This window comes from Tenacibaculum sp. A30, assembly GCF_051200845.1.
Lineage (GTDB): Bacteria > Bacteroidota > Bacteroidia > Flavobacteriales > Flavobacteriaceae > Polaribacter.
This window is the reverse complement of sequence record NZ_CP195160.1, coordinates 311,356-333,595: the sequence shown is the minus strand read 5'-3', so window position 1 is coordinate 333,595 and position 22,240 is coordinate 311,356. Positions and strand designations below refer to the sequence as shown.

Sequence of the window (22,240 nt, the reverse complement as noted above, 5' to 3'; positions counted from 1 at the left end):
ATGTCTGAAACAAAAGTAAACCCACAAGAATTTTTAGCTGACTTTGATTGGCACAAGTACGAACAAGGTATTGAAGCTGTAGATGAGGCTAAATTAAAAGAATTTGAAACTGCGTTAGAAGGAACTGTAGGTTTCGTTAACGAGCGTGACGTAATTGAAGGTGAAGTAGTACGTATTACTGATCGTGATGCTATTATCGACATCAACTCTAAATCAGAAGGAGTAATTTCGTTAAACGAGTTCCGTTATAACCCAAATTTAGCAGTGGGTGACAAAGTAGAAGTATTAGTTGACAAAAGAGAAGATTCATCTGGTCAATTAGTATTATCTCACAAAAAAGCACGTGTAATCAAAGCTTGGGATCGTGTTAACAACGCACACGAAACTGGTGAAATCGTTAACGGTTTTGTTAAGTGTAGAACTCGTGGAGGTATGATCGTTGATGTATTTGGTATTGAAGCTTTCTTACCAGGTTCTCAAATCGATGTGAAGCCTATCCGTGACTACGATCAATACGTAGAGAAAACTATGGAATTCAAAGTTGTTAAAATCAACCACGAATTTAAGAACGTAGTAGTATCTCACAAAGCGTTAATCGAAGCTGATTTAGAAGATCAAAAACGTGAAATTATCGGTCAATTAGAAAAAGGACAAGTATTAGAAGGAGTTGTTAAAAACGTAACTTCTTACGGTGTATTTGTTGACTTAGGAGGTGTTGACGGATTAATTCACATTACTGATTTATCTTGGTCTCGTATCAACCACCCGAACGAAGTTGTTGAATTAGATCAAAAATTAAACGTTGTAATCTTAGACTTTGATGATAACAAATCTAGAATTCAATTAGGTTTAAAACAATTATCTGCTCACCCATGGGAAGCTTTAAACTCTGATTTAAAAGTTGGTGATAAAGTAAAAGGTAAAGTAGTTGTTTTAGCTGATTATGGTGCATTTGTAGAGGTTGAAGAAGGAGTAGAAGGATTAATCCACGTTTCTGAAATGTCATGGTCAACTCACTTACGTTCTGCGCAAGATTTCGTAAAAGTTGGTGATGAAGTAGAAGCTCAAATCTTAACATTAGATCGCGAAGAGCGTAAAATGTCTTTAGGTATGAAGCAATTACACCCAGATCCATGGACTGATATCACTACTAAATACCCAGTAGGTTCTAAACACACTGGTACGGTACGTAACTACACTAACTTTGGTGTATTCGTAGAGTTAGAAGAAGGTATCGACGGATTAGTATATATCTCTGATTTATCTTGGACTAAGAAAATTAAGCACCCATCAGATTTCGTAACTGTTGGTGATCAATTAGAAGTACAAGTATTAGAATTAGACGTAGAAAACCGTAAGTTAAACTTAGGTCACAAGCAAACTCAAGATAACCCTTGGGATGCTCATGAAGCTACGTATGCTATCGGGTCTATGCACGAAGGTACTATTAAAGAGAAAAATGACAAAGGTGCAACTGTAGTATTTGCTGACGGAATTGAAGCTTTCGCTCCAACTCGTTTCTTAGAAAAAGAAGACGGTGGTAAATTAGCTAAAGGTGACGAAGCTAAATTCCAAGTAACTGAGTTTAGTAAAGAATACCGTAGAATTGTTGTTTCTCACACTTCTATCTTTAGAGAAGAAGAGCAAAAGAACATTAAAGCTGCTGCTGCTAAGGCTCAAGAAGTAGAAAAAACTACTTTAGGAGACATCGGTGGATTAGCTGAGTTAAAGAAGAAAATGGAAGGAAAATAATCCTAACAACTTCTTAAAAATTATAAACCGCTAAGCTTTAAAGCTTAGCGTTTTTTTTGTTTCCATTATAAAATTCGTAATTCATAATTCTTAACTCGTAAATCAATATATTTGCTCATCAATTAAAAAATTAATATGACACTTATAAAATCTATATCAGGTATTAGAGGTACCATAGGCGGAAATACAGGTGATAATTTAACTCCAATTGATGCGGTAAAATTTGCGGCAGCATACGGAACATTTATTAAAAAGAAAAACGCAGAAAAAGAAAAGATTAGCATTATTATTGGTAGAGATGCTCGTATTTCGGGTAAAATGATAAGCAACTTAGTAGCTAATACCTTAGTTGGTTTAGGGATAGATGTTATCGATTTAGGATTATCTACTACACCTACGGTGGAAGTTGCTGTTCCTTTAGAAAAAGCTGATGGAGGTATTATCTTAACTGCTTCTCACAACCCAAAACAGTGGAATGCGTTAAAATTATTGAATGAGAAAGGAGAGTTCTTAAATGGTGAAGACGGAGCAGAGATTTTAAAAATTGCTGAAAACGATGCAACCATTGAGTTCGCTGAAGTAGACGATTTAGGATCATACAGAAAAAAGAAAAACTATATTAAAAAACACATTAAAGAAGTTTTAAAACTTGATTTGGTCGATACAAAAGCCATCAAAAAAGCGAAATTTAAAGTTGTTGTAGATGGTGTGAATTCTACAGGGGGAATCGCAATTCCTGCTTTATTAAAAGAATTAGGAGTAAAGTGTATTGAATTGTACTGTGAGCCTAACGGACATTTCCCTCACAATCCAGAGCCTTTAAAAGAACATTTAACAGATATTTCTGAATTAGTTGTAAAGAAAAAAGCTGATTTAGGTATTGTGATTGATCCTGATGTAGATCGTTTAGCGTTAATTTCTGAGGATGGTTCTATGTTCGGTGAAGAATATACCTTAGTTGCTTGTGCCGATTATGTTTTAGGTCAATTAGGTGGTGGAAATACCGTTTCTAATTTATCATCTTCAAGAGCATTACGTGATGTTACCGAAAAACATGGAGGAACTTACACTGCAAGTGCAGTAGGAGAGGTAAACGTAGTACAAATGATGAAAGACACCAACACCGTTATTGGAGGAGAAGGAAATGGAGGTATTATTTATCCAGCATCTCACTACGGACGTGATTCATTAGTTGGTGTAGCGTTATTTTTATCACACTTAGCACATAAAAAAATGTCTTGCAAAGAGCTAAGAGATTCATATCCTAGTTATTTTATGAGTAAAAATAAAATCCAGTTAACACCACAAATTGATGTTGATAAGATTTTAGAAACTATGGCTACCAACTATAAAAACGAAGACGTAAACACGATTGATGGTGTAAAAATTGATTTTGCTGAAGAGTGGGTGCACCTACGTAAGTCAAACACTGAGCCTATCATCAGAATTTATACAGAAAGTACTAGTCAGGAAAATGCAGATGCTTTAGCTGAAAGAGTTATTTCTGAAATAAAAGAAATAATAGCGTAAAGAACTTAAAAATTGTGAGCTTCTAACAAAATGTTATAAATACGTTAATATTATAATTATTTTAGACTACCTAATAGCATACTAGTAATTTTATCACCAAACAAACAACTCAGATTTTAAACTATGGATTTAGAACAGTATTTTGATAAGTTCAGAAAAAATATTGTAGGAATAGACCAAAATTTTCAAACACCTTATGGTGAAAAAAAAATGGTATATACCGATTGGACTGCTAGTGGAAGGTTATACAGGCCTATCGAAGAGCAACTTTTACATAAATTCGGCCCTTTTGTAGCAAACACACATACAGAAACTTCTACTTCAGGAGCTGCTATGACACTTGCATATCATGAAGCCCGTAATATTATAAAACGCCATGTAAATGCTTCTGCTGATGATGTTTTGATAACTGAAGGCTCTGGTATGACGGGGGTTGTAAATAAATTTCAACGTATTTTAGGACTTAAAGTATCTGAAAACCTTAAAGAAAACACCCAAGTTCCTGATGAAAAAAGACCTATTGTTTTTGTTAGTCATATGGAACATCATTCAAACCAAACTTCTTGGATTGAAACTATTGCCGATGTAGTAGTGGTACCCTCTAACGAAGAAGGTTTAGTGTGTTTAGATAAGTTTGAAGAAACGATTAAACAGTATTTAGATAGACCTATTAAAATAGCTTCAATTGTTGCTGGATCTAATGTTACAGGTATTAAAACTGACTACCATAAAGTAGCCTCTTTAATTCACAGATATGGTGGCTTATGCTTTGTTGATTTTGCTTGTTCTGCACCGTATGTTGATATTGACATGCATCCAGAAAATGAAGATGAATATTTAGATGCTATTTTCTTTTCTCCACATAAGTTTTTAGGAGGTCCAGGTACATCAGGCGTTTTAATTTTCAATAAGAAATTATATAAAAACATGGTTCCTGATAACCCAGGGGGAGGAACTGTAAGTTACACAAATCCATGGGGACAACATGATTATTTTGATGATGTTGAAACTCGTGAAGATGGAGGTACACCAGCTTTTTTACAAACGATAAAAATAGCATTGTGTATTCAGGTAAAAAATCAAATGGGTACCGATAAAATTAAAGAACGTGAAGATGAAATTAATCCGATCATTTTTAATTGCCTAGAAAATTTAGAAGGAGTTCAAATTTTAGCTCCTAACCATAAAGATCGCTTAAGTATTTTTTCTTTTTACTTTGAAAAATACCATTTTAACTTAGTAGTTAAGTTATTAAACGATCGTTTTGGTATTCAAACCAGAGGAGGTTGTTCTTGTGCTGGAACTTACGGACACTTTTTATTAAATGTAGATCAAACCAGATCAAATGAAATAAAAGGACAAATTTTAGGAGGTTGTAGTACAGAAAAACCAGGTTGGGTACGTTTATCAGTTCACCCAACTATTACAAATGAAGAAGTACAATTTGTTTGTGATTCATTAAAATCGTTAGCTGAAAATATTGAAGAATGGTCGAAAGACTATGAGTACGATATGGGTAAAAACGATTATGTACACAAAACTGTTGAACCTATTGAAAAACGGCTAGTAGCTGATTGGTTTTCGTTATAATATGACACACATTAGTAGCTCTTTTTTAGAAAAAAACTATTTAAAAATTAAAGAAGACTCTATATCTGGAAGGTGGATTACCCTAACAGATATAGAGCCTTTGTATTTTGACTTACAAAATTCTAAAATTGAAACGAAAATAATTGGTGAATCAGAGCAGCAGAGAGCTATTTATCAGTTGAAATTTGGAACAGGAGAAAAGAGAATTCTTATTTGGAGCCAGATGCACGGTAATGAAAGTACCGGAACCAAAGCTGTTTTCGATTTTTTAAACTTTATTCAGCGTTTTCCAGACCATGAAATTACTAAGGCAATTGTAAACAATTGTAGTATTACCATCGTTCCTATGCTAAATCCTGATGGAGCACAAGCCTATACACGTGTCAATGCTAATAATGTTGATTTAAATAGAGACGCTGTTGAGTTACAAGCGAAAGAAAGTAAGTTATTACGTAAAATTTTAGAAGAAGTTAATCCGCAGTTTTGCTTTAATTTACACGATCAAAGAACCATTTTTGGAGTAGAAGGCACTACCAATACTGCTACGATATCTTTTTTGGCTCCTTCTGAAGAAGAAACACGTAAAATTACTGAAGGCAGAAAAAAAACTATGAATGTTATTGTAGCAATGAATAAATTGTTGCAAGAAATTATACCAAATCATATTGGCCGTTATACAGATGAATTTTACCCAACCGCTACAGGAGATAATTTTCAAAAGTTAGGACATAATACTATTCTAATTGAAGCAGGCCATTTTCCTGATGATTACGATAGGGAAGAGGTAAGAAAGTATAATTTCTATGCATTACTACAAGGAATTTACCATATTTCAATAAATAACGACTTTAGTTTCTATCAAGATTATTTAGCTATTCCTAACAATATCAAGAATTTCTACGACGTAATTTATCGCTCAAAAAATAATGAAAAAGATGTTGCTTTTCAGTATGTAGAAACTATAGAAAATGGTAAATTTGCACTGGTTTTAACAAAAGAAAAAGAAGGAAATTTATCTTCATATTTAGCTCATAAAGAATTCACAAAAAATAGTTAAAAATTTATTTTTCCTTAAACAAAACTTAAGTTTTTTATAAAAAATCTATATTTTAGCAATATTACTTGAAGAAAACAAAAAATGAAGAAGTTCATACTAGATGAAATCGATCATCAAATTTTAGACATTTTAATTGAAAACGCTCGTACACCTTTTACAGACATTGCAAAAAAGTTGTTAGTATCTGCTGGTACTATCCATGTACGTGTAAAAAAGATGGAAGATGAAGGTATTATTCAAGGGTCAACATTAACCTTGAATTATGAAAAAATGGGATACTCGTTTATTGCCCATGTAGGAGTTTTCTTAGATAAAACATCTATGACTCAACATGTATTAGACAATTTACGTTTAATATCTAACGTTACAGTTGCTTATGTAACAGCAGGAAAGTATAATATTTTCTGTAAAGTTCGTGCTAAAAATACTGCTGACGCAAAAGATATTATTTATAGAATTGATGATATTCACGGAGTAAATAGAACTGAAACTATGATAGCGCTTGAAGAAAGTATTAACGATAAAAAACGTTTAATGCACGCTATTTTCCAAGATATTTAATTTGAAAAGTATTTTTCACAAAAAGGGTTACGAATTTCGTAACCCTTTTTTATTTTTTACCAACCAAATCTTTCAAAGACTGTATTCCAATCTTCAGGTAATTCAGCTATGATTTCTAGTTTTTCATTTGAATAGGGATGAATAAATTCTAAAGAACGCGCATGCAAAAAGAGATTTTCACAATTAAAATTTTCAAGAAACATCATATTGTGATTTTTATCTCCGTATTTAGGATCTCCAATTAACGGGTGACTAATTTTATTCATGTGAATACGCAGCTGATGTAATCTACCCGTTTTAGGCATTAATTTCACCAAACTATATCTTGAAGTATCGTACGGTTTCACAGGAATATCAACAGTAACTGTTTTTAACATTTCTAAATGAGTTTCTGCTTCTTTATGCACATTTGCATCTCTTCCTTTTACTGGCGAATCGATAATTTTTGTTTCAGGAGCATGTCCTCTTACAATTCCGTAGTATGTTTTTTGAATTTGATTATTCATAAACAATTCTTGAAACTTAGCTACGTACTCACTTTTTTTAGCTAACAATAGTATTCCTGATGTTTTTCTATCAAGACGATGTATAGGATACATTTTTTCACCACATTGCTCTTGTAATAACTGCAATAATGAAGCTTCATCTGCCACATTTCTAGAGTGATGCGCATGGTGTACAACCACATTATTAGGTTTTGATGCACACACTATATAATCGTCTTCGTAAAGAATTGATACATTCATAATATTAATTTTCCTGTTTAAGTTTTGTTAGTTTTACTAGCGCTAAAGATAAAGCGCCGCAAATAAAAAATCCGATAAAAAGTGGAAGGGTAGTGGTACTAACAAATCTACCTATTACCGTTGCAATTGGCACTGCCATAATCGTTGATACAAATCCGTTAATAGCAGCCCCAATACCCGCGATATGTCCAACAGGTTGCATTGCTAAAGCACGTAGGTTCCCGAATAAAAAACCGATAGAAAAGAACTGTAACGCAAAGAACACCAATAAAATGGTTATGCTAGGATTCTCTTTTTGGTAAAATAATGCCACATAAATTAAAGGCACAAAGGTAAATATGATTAAGAAGAAAGACACCAATTTGTGCATTCCGAATTTCATTACAAATGAACCATTTAAAAATGTAGCAAATCCGACAGAAATTGCCAACCCAGCAAAAATGAACGGAAACTCATCTACTAATAAATACTGCTCTTGAAAAATTTGTTGAGAAGCACTTAGATAGACCATAAAAGATCCTGTTATAAAACCGGAAATTATGGTGAAAACAGTTGCTTGTTTGTATTTTATAAATTCTTTTAAGCCGTCTGAAAATAAACCAAAAGAGAATTTAATTCTATTTTCTTCTTTAAGTGTTTCTGGTTGACGTTTCCATAACCAAAACATAACTAAAACTCCAAAAATTAACTGACTATAAAAAATAGATTTCCATCCGTAAGCATCGAGCATAATTTTTCCTAGTGCTGGGGCTATTACAGGAACTAAAATAAAAATAACGACAATAAATGACATGATTTTCGCCATGTAATTACCACTAAAACTATCACGAACCATCGCAATACTTATGGTTCTAGGTGCAGAAAGTCCTATTCCTTGTAAAATTCTTCCCACAACCATCATTTCTAAACTTGTTGCACTAACGCAAATAAAACTAGCGATTACAAAAAGTACAAATCCACCGTAAATAACTGGTTTTCTTCCTAAAGTATCAGAAATTGGTCCTGAAATTAATTGCCCAAATCCTAAACCTAAAAAAATCATTGTCACTAACAACTGACTATCGTTAGAAGATTCTTGAATGTTAATACTGATACCTATGTGTTCTAAAGCTGGGAGTAATGCGTCTATTGATAGTGCTACAAGCGACATTAAAGACGCCATTAGAGCGATAAACTCTAACTTTGATTGATTATTTTCTTGCATTGGGCAAAAGTACTCCCTTTGTTTTTGTTTAAAGTTAAAATTGTATAAAAAAAGGCTGTTAAAAAACAGCCTTTAAACAAACAATATCACGACTTTAAAAGTCTAATTAAATTTTGACGCTGTTAGGAATGAATTGTAGTGAAACAAAAAATGTATAGGTTGAAGGGGGCTTCCTGAACAGCGTCTAATATTATAAATACATCTTACATAACATAAAACAGGAATCTTTTAATAAACCCTACTTTTTTTGTTAAAAAAACTATTTTTTTTATTTTTTCTGAAAGTAGACAAACGATGAACAAAAATTATATAATTAAATAAAGAGGTTTTTCAGCTATTTTTCTTCTTTAAACAACTACTATTTAACATAATATTAATTATAGAACAAATATAGATAATTGATTTTGTAAGTTATAATTCTATACTATTATGTGAAATATCCTATAACCTTTATTAATTCTTTACAATATTTTAGTACTTGGATCATTAAAAATTCAAATACACGATTCTATCAGCTAAACAATAGATTGCTTTTATAAAATCAAAATGCTTATCTTTTCGGTATTAGATCAATCGCCTTCAGCTATTAAACTACGTTTGTATCAAACACTTTCTAACATTGCTGCAGAGAAAAACACAATAATTTTATTCCCTTTTCCTGAGGAAGTATTACCTAAAAAGAACTCTAAATAAAAGTAACAAAATGCAACTCTACTTCTCTTCTATTTCATTCTTTACAATTTATCATAACCATTAAAACGTTTATCTACAATACGCTTCCATTCTGGATGTTTTTTTATGTAAGCGAATACATAAGGACAAAATGGTAACAATGAATTATGGTGTTCTTCAAGATAGTTCAACGTTTTTTCTACCAAAGCTATTTGGCTATGTGTTTCTTTATAATCTATAAAAGCAATGATTCCTTCTACTTCTATCTCAAAACGATGATCCTTTTCGTTTTTTACAAGCGGTATGTTTAGAAATTCTTCTTTCATTTTATAAATAGGTTTTATAAGGCTGCCAGAAACTTCTAAACAGACCTATTTTATTGTAAATTTAAAAAGCAACTCGTTGAATTTGAGTTGCTTTTAAATTTAGAGCTAATCTTCTAAATATCCAAACTTTCCTGTGTTGAAGTCCTGAAATGCTTCCACCAATTCCTCTTGAGTATTCATTACAAAAGGACCATAAGCTGCAATAGGCTCATTTAGCGGTTCACCACTTAATACTAAAACAACAGTATCTTCAAGAGCTTCTAGTGTAAAAGTATCTCCATCATTTGCAAACAAAGCAAAGTGATCTTGTAAAACATTTTCCGTTTCATTTACCTTTACACTTCCTTCTACAGCTAAAATTGAAGTAGTATAATGCGTAGGAAATGTCAGTTGTGTTTTTGCTCCTTTTTTTAATCGTACATTAAACATATTTACGGGTGAAAATGTTGAAGCTGGTCCTTTATTTCCCTCATAATCTCCTGCAATTACCTCTACTTCTCCTTCATTATTTGGTAACTGAACTTTAGCCATTTCAGTATTTGCTATAGCTTGATATTTTGGCGGACTCATTTTGTCTTTTGCTGGAAGGTTTACCCACAACTGTACCATTTGAAACTCACCTCCTGTTTTGCTCCATTCAGTTTCGTGAAACTCTTTGTGTAACACTCCGGAAGCTGCGGTCATCCATTGTACGTCACCTTCACCAATAATTCCTCCTCCTCCTGCACTATCTCCATGCTCTACACGTCCTTTATAGGCGATAGTTACGGTTTCAAAACCTCTATGAGGGTGTACACCTACACCTTTAGGTTTATCTGTTGGAGGGAAATTATATTTTGAATTATAATCTAACATAATAAACGGATCCATACGCTGCATACTTGAGCTTCCTGGAATAAAATTATGTACTCTAAATCCGTCTCCTACAAAATGCGGAGCTCCTGGTTTTACGACTCTTTCTATACTTCTTGTTTTCATCTTTCTATCCTTTTATTAATTTAAACTACATGCTAGTTTTATTTCAAATGAATTGTCTAAATAATTACGTTGTGCTCCTGGTTTGTTTTTAGACCAATATGCTTTTTTTACATTTTCTGAAAGTGTTGTCTCTTCTTTATAAGTTACTACAATCGCTTCAGGAAATAGTACTGTAATTATTTTCTTTAATTTATTTCTATCTATTTCATTTATTTCTTCTGAAATAGCTAGCACATTATACGGTTGTTGATGTAATTTTTCAATGGCTGTTTCGACATTACTAACAGTTGAAACTTGCCAGTTTAAAATTTTAGGCATTGTTGTACTTTCTGTTACAACTAATGTTTTTAAATGTCTCATAATAAATCCTTTTTTACCTATTAAATGGGATTAATTATTCGATGATTAACATCGAAATGAATTCGTTTATTTTTTCTGAAATATTAAGTGAGTTGACCTCTACTTTTTATTTCACTGTAAAATTACTGCAACAAAAAAGGATATGCATTGACCTATGGTAAGAAGTGTTATTTGTGTGGTTTGAAGTTTTCTTCTGCAAGTGCTTTACGAACTCGGCTAAGACTTTCAGGGGTAATTCCTAAGTAAGAAGCAATCATCCATTGAGGTACCCGAAGCATAATATCGGGGTACATACTCACAAAATCTAAATAACGACTTTTTGCTGACACCCCTAATAACTGACTGATACGCTTATACAAATGTCGAATATGATTTTGTAATAACTGCTCGTTTTTTTCTCTAAAATCAGTGTTTATTTTTGATATTTCATTTATAAAATGCTCGTCGAACATCACAACCAGTGTATCTTCAACAGCATCAATAAAATACGTAGAAGGTTCTTGAAAAAAAACACTCCCTCTGTCGCTTACTATCCATCCTTCTGTAGCAAATTGTAAAATATTTTCTTTTCCCTCTTCATTTAGCGCATACATACGTAACAAACCTTGTTCTACAAAAAAGAAATGCGAACAAATTGCTCCTTGCTTTAATAAGAAGTCGTTTTTAGAAACCTTTTTTGTTTGAATATATGATTGTATTGAGGCATAATCTTTTTCAGATAATCCTCCTTTTTCAATAAAATGTTTCTTTAAGTTGGGTAACTCCATACATCTAATATATGCTATCAAGAATATTTACACAACTTTGTTTATTCTTTTGAAGTTTTGTTAACTACCCTACCACGATAATTTATAGACTTTTTTTGATTACTCATAACATAAATAGAAGTAGATAAACTAGGATATACTCTAACTATTACATTGTAATTTTCGGTAATATTATTTTTATCTTTTATTTTGAAGTTAATTTTATAACTATTCTCTTTCGCTTCAGTTATCGTTAAGTTTTCTGGCTCTCCTTCAAACACAATTCCAATATCTGTACCACCGTAAGATCCACCTGCTTGACGTTCTCCAAAATAAGGTAAATAGGCTGAAACAGTATCTCCTTTCATTTTAAAGAAATTAGCGTTTCCTATTAAATTTATATTTCCTGCACTACTCCCATTAGGTAACATTCCTGCATTAGCTATTTGTGTCATCGCAAGCGTAGCTTGAGGCTCTGCCCATTCAGATTCTATCTCGAAAGTTTTACTTTCAATAAGAGCTTTTAAATTATCTATTTCTGCTTGAGTTGCTGTTCTTGAAGAGGCGCAACTAAACAGTATAAAAACTACACCTACTAAAATGCTATACCTTTTCATATTATATTGATTTTAAAACCTATACAAGATACTCAAATCTAATGAGCTTTTCAAGAGAAGAAGTGATTTTAACTATTTAGTTTATCTACTTATCTTTAAGAAATAAAGGAGGTTATTAAAATAAACCTCCTTTATTATAAATGAACTTTCAGGGGAGACTTCATTTACTATTCTACTATAACTTTATACTCTGCAATAGTAAGTTTCTTAATTTGAAGAACACTACTCCTAAAAGACCAATAATTACCCTAAAAAGTTTTATTTATACCATAAAAAAAAGGTTAGAAATTAATCTCTAACCTTAATACATTTATATAAATAAGTATTATTCTTGTTTAGGAGGTACGTAAAACAATTCGGGTTTTGCTCCTTTTATATCTCTGTAAAAATCATAAATATGATTCATATCAGTATTCATATCCTCAGTTAAGTAATATGGAGGTGCTACTATAATTTGTTTATTTTCAAAATCGAAAGCAAACATTACTACTGGTACATTGGCCCCTTTAGCAATATAATAAAAACCTGTTTTCCATTCTGTTATTTTCGCTCGAGTTCCTTCAGGAGATAATGCTAAACGAAATTCATCGTGTTCGTTAAACAAATTCACAATAGCTTCTACCTTATTGGTGCTTTTACTTCTATCAACTGGTGAACCCCCTAACGCTCTAAAAATAAACCCGAATGGCGGTTTGAATAAGGAAGCCTTTCCTATAAAATTAATTTTAACGCCATAAGTGTTTCTTGCAAAAATAGCAATAGGAAAATCTTTCCAACTCGTATGAGGTGCACCAATAACCACATACTTTTTTAAATCTCTAGGAAAATCTCCTACCAACTTCCAGCCTAAAACTTTGTGAAATATAAATTTAGATATCATTCTAACAGTTATAAGGGTCAATGATACGGTTTTCCTTATAAAAATCAAATAAATTTAACCTATCTTGTCCTATATTTGTTCATTCAATAAACTTTTAAACAACCTAATGAATACCACTCTTTTACTGATTTTAATTGCTATTAGTACCCTTGTTATTGGGTTTATTATTGGAAATCTGCTTTCTAAATTAAAGTTTAAACAACAAACTACCGATTTAGAAAAAGAGATTGCTTCGTTACAAAACAATCAGGCCAATTTTGAGGTTCAAAAAAGAGAAAAGGAAGTCCTTTTTTCTCAACAAAAAGAAGATTTTTTAAAACGATTAGATGAAAAAACTAAAGAAAATGGTGAATTACGTCGTGAAAAGGAGTTTTCTTCTATTGAATTAGCTAGAAAAAATGAAGAGTTGAAAAATTTACAGCTAAAACTAAATGAGAATAAAGAGGAAGTAGAAAAGCTACAGGATAAATTCACCAAAGAATTTGAAAACTTAGCTAACAAGATTTTAGATGAAAAATCGAATAAGTTTACAGAACAAAATAAAAAGAACATTAAGGATATTTTAAATCCGCTTCAAGAAAAAATACAAACCTTTGAAAAGAAGGTTGAAGACACTCAAAAAGAGAGCATTTCGATGCATTCTGCTTTAAAAGAGCAATTATTAGGTTTAAAAGAATTAAATGCTCAAATGAGTAAAGAAACGATTAACCTTACCAAAGCTTTAAAAGGAGATAGTAAAACTCAAGGAAACTGGGGCGAATTGGTTTTAGAACGTGTTTTAGAAAAATCTGGTTTAGAAAAAGACCGTGAGTATTTTGTACAACAATCTTTTACCAATGAAGAAGGTAAACGCATTATGCCCGATGTGGTAATTCATTTACCAGACAACAAAAAAATGGTTGTCGATTCTAAAGTATCATTAACTGCTTACGAGCAATTTATTAATACTGAAGATGATATAGAAAAAGAACGCTTTTTAAAAGAACATGTAAATTCATTAAAACGTCACGTAGAGCAACTTTCAGAAAAGAAATATGAAGACATCTACAAAATAGAATCCCCTGATTTTGTGTTGCTTTTCGTGCCTATTGAACCTGCTTTTGCAGTAGCTTTAAATGAAGACAACACCTTATATAATAAAGCTTTTGAAAGAAATATTGTGATTGTTACTCCAACCACGTTATTAGCTACGTTACGTACTATTGATACGATGTGGAATAACGAGAAACAACAACGTAATGCTTTAGAAATAGCACGTCAAGCAGGTGCTTTATACGATAAATTTCAAGGGCTATTAATCGATTTAGTGAACATTGGTAAGAAAATAGATGGCACAAAAGCCGATTATTCCGCTGCTATGAATAAACTCGTAGAAGGTCGTGGAAACTTAATTACAAGTGTAGAAAAACTCAAAAAAATGGGAGCCAAAGCTAAAAAAGCACTTCCAGAAAAAATTCTTGAACGAGCTCAAGATAATGACGAATAAAAAAAGGTCGCTCTAAAATATTTTAGAGCGACCTTTTTATCTATACCTTATTCGAAGGCATCACCTTCTACATGATAAACAAACGTCTGTGGTGCATTAAATCAAACACCTTCTCTCCTACTGCTTCTAATAACTCTTCGTTGTCAGCATTCATTAAAGCTTCATCAATTAAGTCCACAACAACTTCCATGTCTGCTTCTTTTAAACCGCGTGTAGTAACTGCAGCAGTACCCACACGAATACCAGAAGTTACGAATGGAGACTCCGTATCAAACGGAACCATGTTTTTGTTTACAGTAATCTCCGCTTTTCCTAATGCTTCTTCAGCAGCTTTTCCTGTAATATTTTTGTTACGTAAATCAATTAACATACAGTGGTTATCTGTACCTCCAGAAATAATTTCATATCCTTTTGCTACAAATGCTTTCGCCATTGCTTGCGCATTTTCTTTTACTTGGATTTGATAATCTAAGAATTCATCTGTTAATGCTTCACCAAAAGCAACCGCTTTAGCAGCAATAACATGCTCTAATGGTCCACCTTGATTTCCTGGGAAAACCGCAGAATTTATCAACGTAGACATTTTCTTTAATTTTCCTGATTTTAATTTTTCTCCAAATGGGTTTTCAAAATCCTTTCCAATCATAATCATACCACCACGAGGCCCACGTAACGTCTTGTGAGTTGTTGTAGTAACAATATGACAATGTGGTAAAGGATCAGATAAAATTCCTTTAGCAATTAATCCTGCTGGGTGTGAAATATCAGCCATTAAAATAGCTCCAACGCTATCAGCAATCTCTCTAAATTTCTTAAAATCGATATCACGTGAATACGCTGAAGCTCCTGCAATGATTAATTTAGGTTTATGTTCCTTAGCTTGTTGCTCTAAGTGGTTATAGTCAATATATCCCGTTTCTTTATCAACTCCGTAAAATACTGGGTTGTATAATTTACCAGAAAAGTTTACTGGCGAACCGTGAGTTAAGTGACCTCCGTGAGATAAATCAAATCCTAAAATAGTATCTCCTGGCTTTAAACATGCAGCAAAAACGGCTGTGTTCGCTTGACTTCCAGAGTGAGGTTGTACGTTTACATACTCAGCACCGAAAAGTTCTTTAGCTCTATCAATAGCAATTTGCTCTACGATATCTACTACTTCACATCCACCGTAATAACGTTTTTGTGGATATCCTTCAGCATATTTATTTGTTAAAACCGATCCTTGAGCTTCCATTACTTGGTCGCTTACAAAATTTTCAGAAGCAATCAACTCTAATCCGTTTAGCTGACGCTCTTTTTCTTCTTGAATTAAATCAAATATTTGATGATCTTTTTGCATGTTGTGTGTTGTTACATAAAGAGCCAAAAGTACTAATTTTATTCTTCAATTTTTACAGATTTTACAAGAAGTGTTTCTAAATACACTTTCACATTTTTTTTACTCATCTTTTTGGGGTAAATTGAAAAAAATATGTAGGTTTGATGAAAATATAACAAAAACGATAAATGGAAATAACTGCTAATAATCCGAATAGAAAATCTTGGTTAACTGTGGCTGAAGACTCAGATTTTCCTATTCAAAACATACCTTTTGGGGTTTTTCTAACTAAAGACGATATTATAACTATTGGTACTAGAATTGGTGATTACGCTATTGATTTAGGTGCCTTACACCAATTAGGATACTTTGACGGAATCCCATTAACAGATGACATTTTTTTACAAGATACTTTAAACGATTTTATTGCTGACGGACGCAAAACTTGGCGTTTAGTTCGTAATAGAATTGCAGATGTTTTTGATGTTAAAAACAGTGCTCTACGTGATAATGCTGAGCATAAAGACAAAATTATCTTTAGAATGGATGAAGTTGAAATGCAACTTCCGGTAGCTGTAGGAGATTACACTGACTTTTATGCAAGTAAAGAACATGCCACTAACGTAGGGAGCCTATTTAGAGATCCTGAAAACGCTTTATTACCAAACTGGTTACAAATTCCTATTGGTTACCACGGAAGAAGCTCTTCAATCGTACCATCAGGAACTCCAATTCGTCGTCCTGTAGGGCAACAACGCCCTAACGAAGGAGAAACTACGCCTAACTTTGGACCTTCAAAATTATTAGATTTTGAATTAGAGATGGCGTTTATTACAACAGTAGCAAACGATTTAGGTGACAGAATTCCTATTGAAGAAGCAGAGGAATATATCTTTGGATTGGTATTATTTAATGACTGGTCTGCTCGTGATATTCAAGCTTGGGAATATGTTCCTTTAGGGCCTTTCTTAGGAAAAAACTTTGCATCAACAATTTCTCCTTGGATAGTTACTTTAGATGCTTTAGAGCCTTTTAGAGTAGACAATCCTAAACAAGTATTTGAACCATTACCTTACTTAAAAAAGGAAGGAAAAGACAGTTACGATATTAATTTACAAATGGCTATTCAACCAGAAGGAAAAGAAGAGACTGTTGTTTGTAACTCTAATTTCAAGTACATGTATTGGACAATGGTACAACAATTGGCGCATCACACGGTAAACGGATGTCCTGTAAATGCTGGAGATATGATGGGTAGTGGTACTATTTCTGGTCCAACACAAGATAGTTTTGGTTCTATGTTAGAATTAACTTGGAGAGGTCAAAACCCTATTAAAATGAATGATGGTAGCGAGCGTAAATTCATCAATGATAATGACACTGTGATTATGCGTGGATATTGTAAAAATGATAAAGTTCGTATAGGTTTTGGTGAGTGTTCTGGTAAAGTTTTACCTGCAAAATAATAATCCAAATCATAATAAAATAAAAAATCCGATTCTTTTTAAAGAGTCGGATTTTTTATTTGGTTATTATCTTAGATTGTTAGATTATTAGAAAATTTAATTTTTCACTTTTAGTTTTTCACTTTCTAACATCCCTACTCCTCTTCTGGTGGTGGATGACCATGGATTTGCTCGTACACCTCGTCAAAATTACCACGTAAATACGTGTTTAATTTTTTTCGGTAATCATCTTGTAACCAATCAATAAAATTATGGGTACTTTTAGAAATACATTTTGAATATCTGTAAATTCTATCATCAATATCTCCTCCTAACATTTTAGCTAGTATCAAAGCATCAAAAACATCCTCACTGTTTTCAACACACATTTTAGCATGATGTTCAATAGATTTTTCTAGTACTCTTTTAGAAGATTCACCTCCTTGTATCGTGTCTCTATATACTTTTTTAACATCAAAGTATAAATCTTCAGAATTAGCAAACTCAGCTTTTACCTCTTCTGGAAGCTCATATCTAAAATCACTTTCTATCTCTTCATCAGATAATAAATTATCTAAATAGAAGTTAGGCGCTCTAAACATTTTTTGCCAATCTAAATCTGCTCCCCAAGGACCGAAACGGTGGAAGTTGTTTCCTAAGTCAATTACATTAAAATCAGATTTACCTTTTAACACACGCGAACCACGACCAATCATCTGATAATAAAGTGTTAACGATTTTGTAGCTCTGTTTAAAATGATTGACTTAACTGATGGCTCATCAAACCCTGTTGTTAAAATACTTACTGAAGTAATTATCGCATTTGGTGTTTTATGGAACCATTTTAATATTAAATCACGTTCTTTCTTAGTATTTGTATTATCTAAATGCGCAATAGGATATCCTGCTCTTTTAAACGTATCAAATACGTGTAAAGAAGTATTAATACCATTGTTAAAAATCAACGTTTTAGTTCCTTTAGCGCGTTCTTCATAAGCTTGTAATAACTTAGAAAGCATGTCGGTGTTGGTATATAAATCTTCAGATGATTTTACGGTATAATCTCCATTTGCTCCTACTTCTAAAGAAGTTAATCCAACGTTGTAAGAAAAAACATTTGCTTTTGCTAAGTATTCATTTTCTATTAAAGAACCTATACTCTCCCCTACAATCAACTCATCATAATTATCTTTCATAGGAAGTTTAATATTAGAACTCAAAGGAGTCGCTGTAACACCTAAAATGAAAGACTTTTCAAAAAACTTGAATAATTTAGTAAATGAATTGTAGTGCGCCTCATCAATAATTACCAATCCAACATCAGAAATATCTAACATATCGTCGTTTAAACGATTGTTTAATGTTTCTACCATCGCCACAAAGCAATCATATTTGTCTTGATCTTCTAAGCTTGCTTTACTATCTATAATTTTATTCTCAACACCAAATTCAGTAAGCACTTTTGCAGTTTGCTTACATAACTCAATTCGGTGGGTCATTATCAATACTTTCTTTTGATGGTGTTTTAAATATTGACGTGTAATTTCAGAGAAAATAACTGTTTTACCACCTCCTGTTGGAAGCTGATATAACAAGTGGTAATTCTCTGGAGCATCTTCAAAACTTTTAAAAATTTTGTTTAATGCTTCTTTTTGATAATAGTATAAATTTTTTCCTTTCTTTGGTTGTGAAGTTGCTGTTTCGTTACTCAAATCTCTATAATTTTGAAATATGCAAAAATACGAGGTATTTAAGGAAATCCCACTAAAATCAGGAGTTTTTTTAGATTTTTTTCAAATCTACTTTTGAAATATCATAATGAGAAGCATGTGCTACTACCGCTCCTTTTTTAATTACCAATAATTGAGGAGATTGGTGTGTTACTTCAAATTGAGTCGAAATTTCATTCGAAATATCTCTATAACTCAACAAGTCTAAATAATACACTTTTAAATCTTTCAATTCTTCATCAAAACTATTTTCAAAACGTTTAATAACCATGCTACTAATACCACATCGAGTAGAATGTTTAAAAATAGCCACAGGTTCATTTTCTGATTGATTTTTAATAGCTTCTAACTGTTCAATAGTCGTTAACGGAATCCATTTTATAAACGATCCTTTATCTGATTTATCTATTTTTTTATTTCCAAAAAAACTATCCAACATTCCCATATATTTCTTAATTTAATATCAACTTAATTATCATTACTCTATATCAGTCAAAAAGTCAGTAATCACTTGTGTTTTTAAGACAAAATGTCGTTTTTAACTTTAAAAATAGAATTGGTATTGATTTTGACTTTTACAGTGAAAAAATAAAACGATATGAATTTTAACAATTATACAATAAAATCACAAGAAACCATACAGCAAGCGCAACAATTAGCGCAAAGCTATGGTAACAACCTTATAGAAAACGAACACATTTTTAAAGCTTTACTTTTAGTCGATGAAAATGTGCTTCCTTTCATTTTAAAGAAACTTAACATTAATATTGATGTTATACAGCAAATTTTAGACAAACAACTAGAAAGTTTTTCTAAAGTTACTGGAGCAGATTTAATGCTTTCTCGTGAAGCAAATAAAACATTGAACGAAGCTGCTATTATCGCAAAAAAAATGAACGATGAGTACGTTTCAATTGAGCATTTAATCTTAGCTATTTTCAAATCGAAAAGTCAAATAGCTCAAGTATTAAAAGACCAAGGTGTTACTGAAAAGAGTTTAACAGCTGCTATTGAAGAATTACGTAAAGGCAATCGTGTTACTTCTCAAAGTGCAGAAGAAACCTACAATTCCTTAAATAAGTATGCTAAAAACTTAAACCAGTTAGCACAAGACGGAAAATTAGACCCTGTTATTGGTCGCGATGAAGAAATTAGACGTCTGTTACAGATTTTATCACGTAGAACTAAGAACAACCCTATTTTAGTAGGTGAACCAGGTACTGGTAAAACTGCTATTGCTGAAGGATTAGCACATCGTATCATCCGTGGTGATGTTCCTGAAAATTTAAAAGATAAACAAATTTTTTCTTTAGACATGGGAGCTTTAATCGCTGGTGCGAAATACAAAGGTGAATTTGAAGAGCGTTTAAAGTCGGTAGTAAAAGAAGTATCTAAATCTGAAGGAAACATTGTTCTTTTCATTGACGAAATCCACACTTTAGTTGGTGCTGGTGGTGGCCAAGGTGCCATGGATGCTGCAAACATTTTAAAACCAGCCTTAGCACGTGGAGAATTGAGAGCAATTGGGGCTACTACCCTAGACGAGTATCAAAAGTACTTTGAAAAAGACAAAGCGTTAGAGCGTCGTTTTCAAAAAGTAATGGTAGATGAGCCAGATACTGAAAGTGCTATTTCTATTTTACGAGGTATTAAAGATAAATATGAAGCACACCACAAGGTTCGTATTAAAGATGAAGCTATTATTGGTGCGGTAGAATTATCACAACGTTATATCACCAATCGCTTTTTACCAGACAAGGCGATAGATTTAATGGATGAAGCTGCTTCTAAATTACGTATGGAAATCAATTCTAAACCAGAAGAATTAGATGTCTTAGATCGTAAAATAATGCAGTTAGAGATTGAAATTGAAGCGATTAAACGTGAAAATGACGAACCTAAACTAAAGTCCTTAAATGCTGATTTAGCCAATTTAAAAGAAGAGCGTAACGAAATCAATGCGAAATGGCAATCAGAAAAAAGTGTGGTTGATACTATTCAAAGCTTAAAAACTGATATTGAAAACTATAAACTAGAAGCCGAAAAAGCTGAACGTAATGGTGATTACGGAAAAGTAGCTGAATTACGTTACGGGAAAATTAAAGAAGCACAAGAACAGCTTGATGAGCAACAAAAAGTATTAGCTAGTCAACAAGAAAACTCTCTAATTAAAGAGGAAGTTACCTATGACGATATCGCTGAAGTAGTTGCTAAATGGACAGGAGTGCCTGTAACTAAAATGTTACAATCTGAACGTGAAAAATTATTGAAGCTAGAAGATGAACTTCACAGACGTGTAGTAGGACAAGAAGAAGCAATAGAAGCTGTTTCTGATGCAGTTCGTCGTTCAAGATCTGGGTTACAAAACCCTAATAAACCTATTGGGTCATTCTTATTCTTAGGAACAACAGGAGTTGGTAAAACAGAGCTAGCAAAGGCTTTAGCTGAATATTTATTCGACGATGAAAATGCCATTACTCGTATTGATATGAGTGAATACCAAGAACGTCATTCGGTAAGTAGATTAGTTGGTGCACCTCCTGGATATGTAGGTTATGATGAAGGCGGACAATTAACTGAAGCTGTACGAAGAAAACCGTATTCTGTTGTGTTGTTAGACGAGATTGAAAAAGCGCATCCTGATACTTTTAATATTTTATTACAAGTATTAGATGAAGGTAGATTAACCGATAATAAAGGTCGTGTTGCAGATTTTAAAAACACCATCATCATCATGACCTCAAACATGGGAAGTCATATTATTCAAGAGAAATTTGAGAACATGAAAGGCGACATCCATACAACTATGGATTTAGCTAAAACAGAAGTATTAGGATTATTAAAACAATCTGTGAGACCTGAGTTTTTAAATAGAATTGATGATATTATTATGTTTACTCCGCTTTCAGAAGAAAACATTAAAGAAATTGTAAAACTACAATTAAACAGTGTTAAAAAGATGATAGCGAAACAAAACATTACTTTTGATGCTACAGATCAAGCTATTGACTACTTAGCACAAAAAGGATATCAACCCGAGTTTGGTGCACGCCCGGTAAAACGTGTGATTCAAAAAGAGGTTTTAAATCAATTATCGAAAGAAATTTTATCAGGAAAAGTTTCTACTGATAGTATTATTTTATTAGATGCTTTTGATGATCAGTTGGTTTTTAGAAATCAATCTGATTTGGTTGGAAACGAAGAATAAAAAAAGGGAGTTTTAAAACTCCCTTTTCTTT

At 32.5% G+C, this 22,240-nt stretch carries 20 protein-coding genes; 9 read left to right on the top strand and 11 right to left on the bottom strand.

Going from position 1 to position 22,240, the window contains the following annotated elements; translation table 11 throughout:
* From rpsA to ACR9ES_RS01505, 5 genes are all read left to right on the top strand, one after another.
* Entirely contained in the window at positions 1 to 1,752 is a 1,752-nt protein-coding gene (rpsA, locus tag ACR9ES_RS01525) for a 30S ribosomal protein S1 (protein WP_299033680.1), read from the top strand.
* Between the two features lie 135 nt (positions 1,753 to 1,887).
* Positions 1,888 to 3,282 carry a phosphoglucosamine mutase gene (gene glmM, locus ACR9ES_RS01520; protein WP_435254832.1) on the top strand — a complete coding sequence of 465 codons (1,395 nt, stop codon included), beginning with the start codon at positions 1,888 to 1,890 and terminating at the stop codon, positions 3,280 to 3,282.
* Positions 3,283 to 3,405: 123 nt separating this feature from the next.
* The gene (locus ACR9ES_RS01515) at positions 3,406 to 4,872 is read left to right on the top strand and encodes an aminotransferase class V-fold PLP-dependent enzyme (protein ID WP_435254831.1); all 1,467 of its coding nucleotides are present in this window, start codon (positions 3,406 to 3,408) and stop codon (positions 4,870 to 4,872) included.
* A 1-nt stretch (position 4,873) separates the two neighbouring features.
* Complete coding sequence (locus ACR9ES_RS01510) at positions 4,874 to 5,929, top strand: M14 family zinc carboxypeptidase (protein WP_435254830.1); 1,056 nt, start codon at positions 4,874 to 4,876, stop codon at positions 5,927 to 5,929.
* 81 nt (positions 5,930 to 6,010) lie between these two features.
* Positions 6,011 to 6,490, top strand: coding sequence for an Lrp/AsnC family transcriptional regulator (locus tag ACR9ES_RS01505; protein ID WP_274633680.1), 480 nt, complete (start codon positions 6,011 to 6,013; stop codon positions 6,488 to 6,490).
* Positions 6,491 to 6,546: 56 nt separating this feature from the next.
* Here ACR9ES_RS01505 and ACR9ES_RS01500 read toward each other — a convergent pair whose 3' ends face one another.
* Both ACR9ES_RS01500 and ACR9ES_RS01495 read right to left on the bottom strand, forming a co-directional pair.
* Complete coding sequence (locus ACR9ES_RS01500; protein WP_435254829.1) at positions 6,547 to 7,236, bottom strand: pseudouridine synthase; 690 nt, start codon at positions 7,234 to 7,236, stop codon at positions 6,547 to 6,549.
* Between the two features lie 4 nt (positions 7,237 to 7,240).
* Positions 7,241 to 8,509, bottom strand: a complete 1,269-nt coding sequence (locus ACR9ES_RS01495) for a multidrug effflux MFS transporter (RefSeq protein ID WP_435255610.1) — start codon at positions 8,507 to 8,509, stop codon at positions 7,241 to 7,243.
* Between the two features lie 477 nt (positions 8,510 to 8,986).
* Here ACR9ES_RS01495 and ACR9ES_RS01490 point away from each other — a divergent pair, with 477 nt between their 5' ends.
* Positions 8,987 to 9,133 carry a hypothetical protein gene (locus tag ACR9ES_RS01490; RefSeq protein ID WP_435254828.1) on the top strand — a complete coding sequence of 49 codons (147 nt, stop codon included), beginning with the start codon at positions 8,987 to 8,989 and terminating at the stop codon, positions 9,131 to 9,133.
* Positions 9,134 to 9,174: 41 nt separating this feature from the next.
* On the opposite strand, the gene ACR9ES_RS01485 is transcribed toward ACR9ES_RS01490, so the two are convergent.
* From ACR9ES_RS01485 to ACR9ES_RS01460, 6 genes are all read right to left on the bottom strand, one after another.
* Complete coding sequence (locus ACR9ES_RS01485) at positions 9,175 to 9,438, bottom strand: GNAT family N-acetyltransferase (protein WP_435254827.1); 264 nt, start codon at positions 9,436 to 9,438, stop codon at positions 9,175 to 9,177.
* Between the two features lie 105 nt (positions 9,439 to 9,543).
* Positions 9,544 to 10,416: a pirin family protein gene (locus ACR9ES_RS01480; protein ID WP_435254826.1), complete on the bottom strand. Its 873-nt coding sequence runs from the start codon at positions 10,414 to 10,416 to the stop codon at positions 9,544 to 9,546.
* Positions 10,417 to 10,431: 15 nt separating this feature from the next.
* A complete protein-coding gene (locus tag ACR9ES_RS01475; protein WP_274633685.1) occupies positions 10,432 to 10,776 on the bottom strand; it encodes a hypothetical protein in 345 nt (114 codons plus the stop codon).
* Positions 10,777 to 10,943: 167 nt separating this feature from the next.
* On the bottom strand, positions 10,944 to 11,543 hold the full coding sequence (locus ACR9ES_RS01470; RefSeq protein WP_299001967.1) for a Crp/Fnr family transcriptional regulator: 600 nt from the start codon (positions 11,541 to 11,543) through the stop codon (positions 10,944 to 10,946).
* 41 nt (positions 11,544 to 11,584) lie between these two features.
* Positions 11,585 to 12,139 carry a DUF4251 domain-containing protein gene (locus tag ACR9ES_RS01465; RefSeq protein WP_435254825.1) on the bottom strand — a complete coding sequence of 185 codons (555 nt, stop codon included), beginning with the start codon at positions 12,137 to 12,139 and terminating at the stop codon, positions 11,585 to 11,587.
* 325 nt (positions 12,140 to 12,464) lie between these two features.
* Positions 12,465 to 13,019 (bottom strand): 1-acyl-sn-glycerol-3-phosphate acyltransferase, encoded by a 555-nt coding sequence (locus tag ACR9ES_RS01460; RefSeq protein WP_435254824.1) that lies wholly within the window; start codon positions 13,017 to 13,019, stop codon positions 12,465 to 12,467.
* A 106-nt stretch (positions 13,020 to 13,125) separates the two neighbouring features.
* Here ACR9ES_RS01460 and rmuC point away from each other — a divergent pair, with 106 nt between their 5' ends.
* Complete coding sequence (gene rmuC, locus ACR9ES_RS01455) at positions 13,126 to 14,505, top strand: DNA recombination protein RmuC (RefSeq protein ID WP_435254823.1); 1,380 nt, start codon at positions 13,126 to 13,128, stop codon at positions 14,503 to 14,505.
* Between the two features lie 67 nt (positions 14,506 to 14,572).
* Here the strand turns inward: rmuC and glyA are convergent, their stop codons facing one another.
* A complete protein-coding gene (glyA, locus tag ACR9ES_RS01450) occupies positions 14,573 to 15,847 on the bottom strand; it encodes a serine hydroxymethyltransferase (protein WP_435254822.1) in 1,275 nt (424 codons plus the stop codon).
* A 167-nt stretch (positions 15,848 to 16,014) separates the two neighbouring features.
* Here glyA and fahA point away from each other — a divergent pair, with 167 nt between their 5' ends.
* A complete protein-coding gene (gene fahA, locus ACR9ES_RS01445; RefSeq protein ID WP_435254821.1) occupies positions 16,015 to 17,292 on the top strand; it encodes a fumarylacetoacetase in 1,278 nt (425 codons plus the stop codon).
* Between the two features lie 134 nt (positions 17,293 to 17,426).
* Here fahA and ACR9ES_RS01440 read toward each other — a convergent pair whose 3' ends face one another.
* Together ACR9ES_RS01440 and ytxJ are read right to left on the bottom strand one after the other, a co-directional pair.
* Complete coding sequence (locus ACR9ES_RS01440) at positions 17,427 to 18,983, bottom strand: DEAD/DEAH box helicase (protein ID WP_435254820.1); 1,557 nt, start codon at positions 18,981 to 18,983, stop codon at positions 17,427 to 17,429.
* A gap of 70 nt (positions 18,984 to 19,053) precedes the next feature.
* Positions 19,054 to 19,446 (bottom strand): bacillithiol system redox-active protein YtxJ, encoded by a 393-nt coding sequence (gene ytxJ / locus ACR9ES_RS01435; RefSeq protein ID WP_435254819.1) that lies wholly within the window; start codon positions 19,444 to 19,446, stop codon positions 19,054 to 19,056.
* A 153-nt stretch (positions 19,447 to 19,599) separates the two neighbouring features.
* Here ytxJ and clpB point away from each other — a divergent pair, with 153 nt between their 5' ends.
* A complete protein-coding gene (clpB, locus tag ACR9ES_RS01430; RefSeq protein ID WP_435254818.1) occupies positions 19,600 to 22,209 on the top strand; it encodes an ATP-dependent chaperone ClpB in 2,610 nt (869 codons plus the stop codon).
* The last annotated feature ends 31 nt before the right edge of the window (positions 22,210 to 22,240 follow it).

What these genes read in the sequence shown, in the direction of transcription:
- fahA (WP_435254821.1), top strand. Translation starts at nt 16,015, where the DNA reads ATGGAAATAACTGCTAATAATCCGAATAGAAAATCTTGGTTAACTGTG.
- glmM (WP_435254832.1), top strand. Translation starts at nt 1,888, where the DNA reads ATGACACTTATAAAATCTATATCAGGTATTAGAGGTACCATAGGCGGA.
- ACR9ES_RS01500 (WP_435254829.1), bottom strand. Translation starts at nt 7,236, where the DNA reads ATGAATGTATCAATTCTTTACGAAGACGATTATATAGTGTGTGCATCA.
- ACR9ES_RS01490 (WP_435254828.1), top strand. Translation starts at nt 8,987, where the DNA reads ATGCTTATCTTTTCGGTATTAGATCAATCGCCTTCAGCTATTAAACTA.
- rmuC (WP_435254823.1), top strand. Translation starts at nt 13,126, where the DNA reads ATGAATACCACTCTTTTACTGATTTTAATTGCTATTAGTACCCTTGTT.
- rpsA (WP_299033680.1), top strand. Translation starts at nt 1, where the DNA reads ATGTCTGAAACAAAAGTAAACCCACAAGAATTTTTAGCTGACTTTGAT.
- ACR9ES_RS01475 (WP_274633685.1), bottom strand. Translation starts at nt 10,776, where the DNA reads ATGAGACATTTAAAAACATTAGTTGTAACAGAAAGTACAACAATGCCT.
- ytxJ (WP_435254819.1), bottom strand. Translation starts at nt 19,446, where the DNA reads ATGGGAATGTTGGATAGTTTTTTTGGAAATAAAAAAATAGATAAATCA.
- ACR9ES_RS01505 (WP_274633680.1), top strand. Translation starts at nt 6,011, where the DNA reads ATGAAGAAGTTCATACTAGATGAAATCGATCATCAAATTTTAGACATT.
- ACR9ES_RS01510 (WP_435254830.1), top strand. Translation starts at nt 4,874, where the DNA reads ATGACACACATTAGTAGCTCTTTTTTAGAAAAAAACTATTTAAAAATT.
- clpB (WP_435254818.1), top strand. Translation starts at nt 19,600, where the DNA reads ATGAATTTTAACAATTATACAATAAAATCACAAGAAACCATACAGCAA.
- ACR9ES_RS01485 (WP_435254827.1), bottom strand. Translation starts at nt 9,438, where the DNA reads ATGAAAGAAGAATTTCTAAACATACCGCTTGTAAAAAACGAAAAGGAT.
- ACR9ES_RS01465 (WP_435254825.1), bottom strand. Translation starts at nt 12,139, where the DNA reads ATGAAAAGGTATAGCATTTTAGTAGGTGTAGTTTTTATACTGTTTAGT.
- ACR9ES_RS01470 (WP_299001967.1), bottom strand. Translation starts at nt 11,543, where the DNA reads ATGGAGTTACCCAACTTAAAGAAACATTTTATTGAAAAAGGAGGATTA.
- ACR9ES_RS01480 (WP_435254826.1), bottom strand. Translation starts at nt 10,416, where the DNA reads ATGAAAACAAGAAGTATAGAAAGAGTCGTAAAACCAGGAGCTCCGCAT.
- ACR9ES_RS01460 (WP_435254824.1), bottom strand. Translation starts at nt 13,019, where the DNA reads ATGATATCTAAATTTATATTTCACAAAGTTTTAGGCTGGAAGTTGGTA.
- ACR9ES_RS01515 (WP_435254831.1), top strand. Translation starts at nt 3,406, where the DNA reads ATGGATTTAGAACAGTATTTTGATAAGTTCAGAAAAAATATTGTAGGA.
- glyA (WP_435254822.1), bottom strand. Translation starts at nt 15,847, where the DNA reads ATGCAAAAAGATCATCAAATATTTGATTTAATTCAAGAAGAAAAAGAG.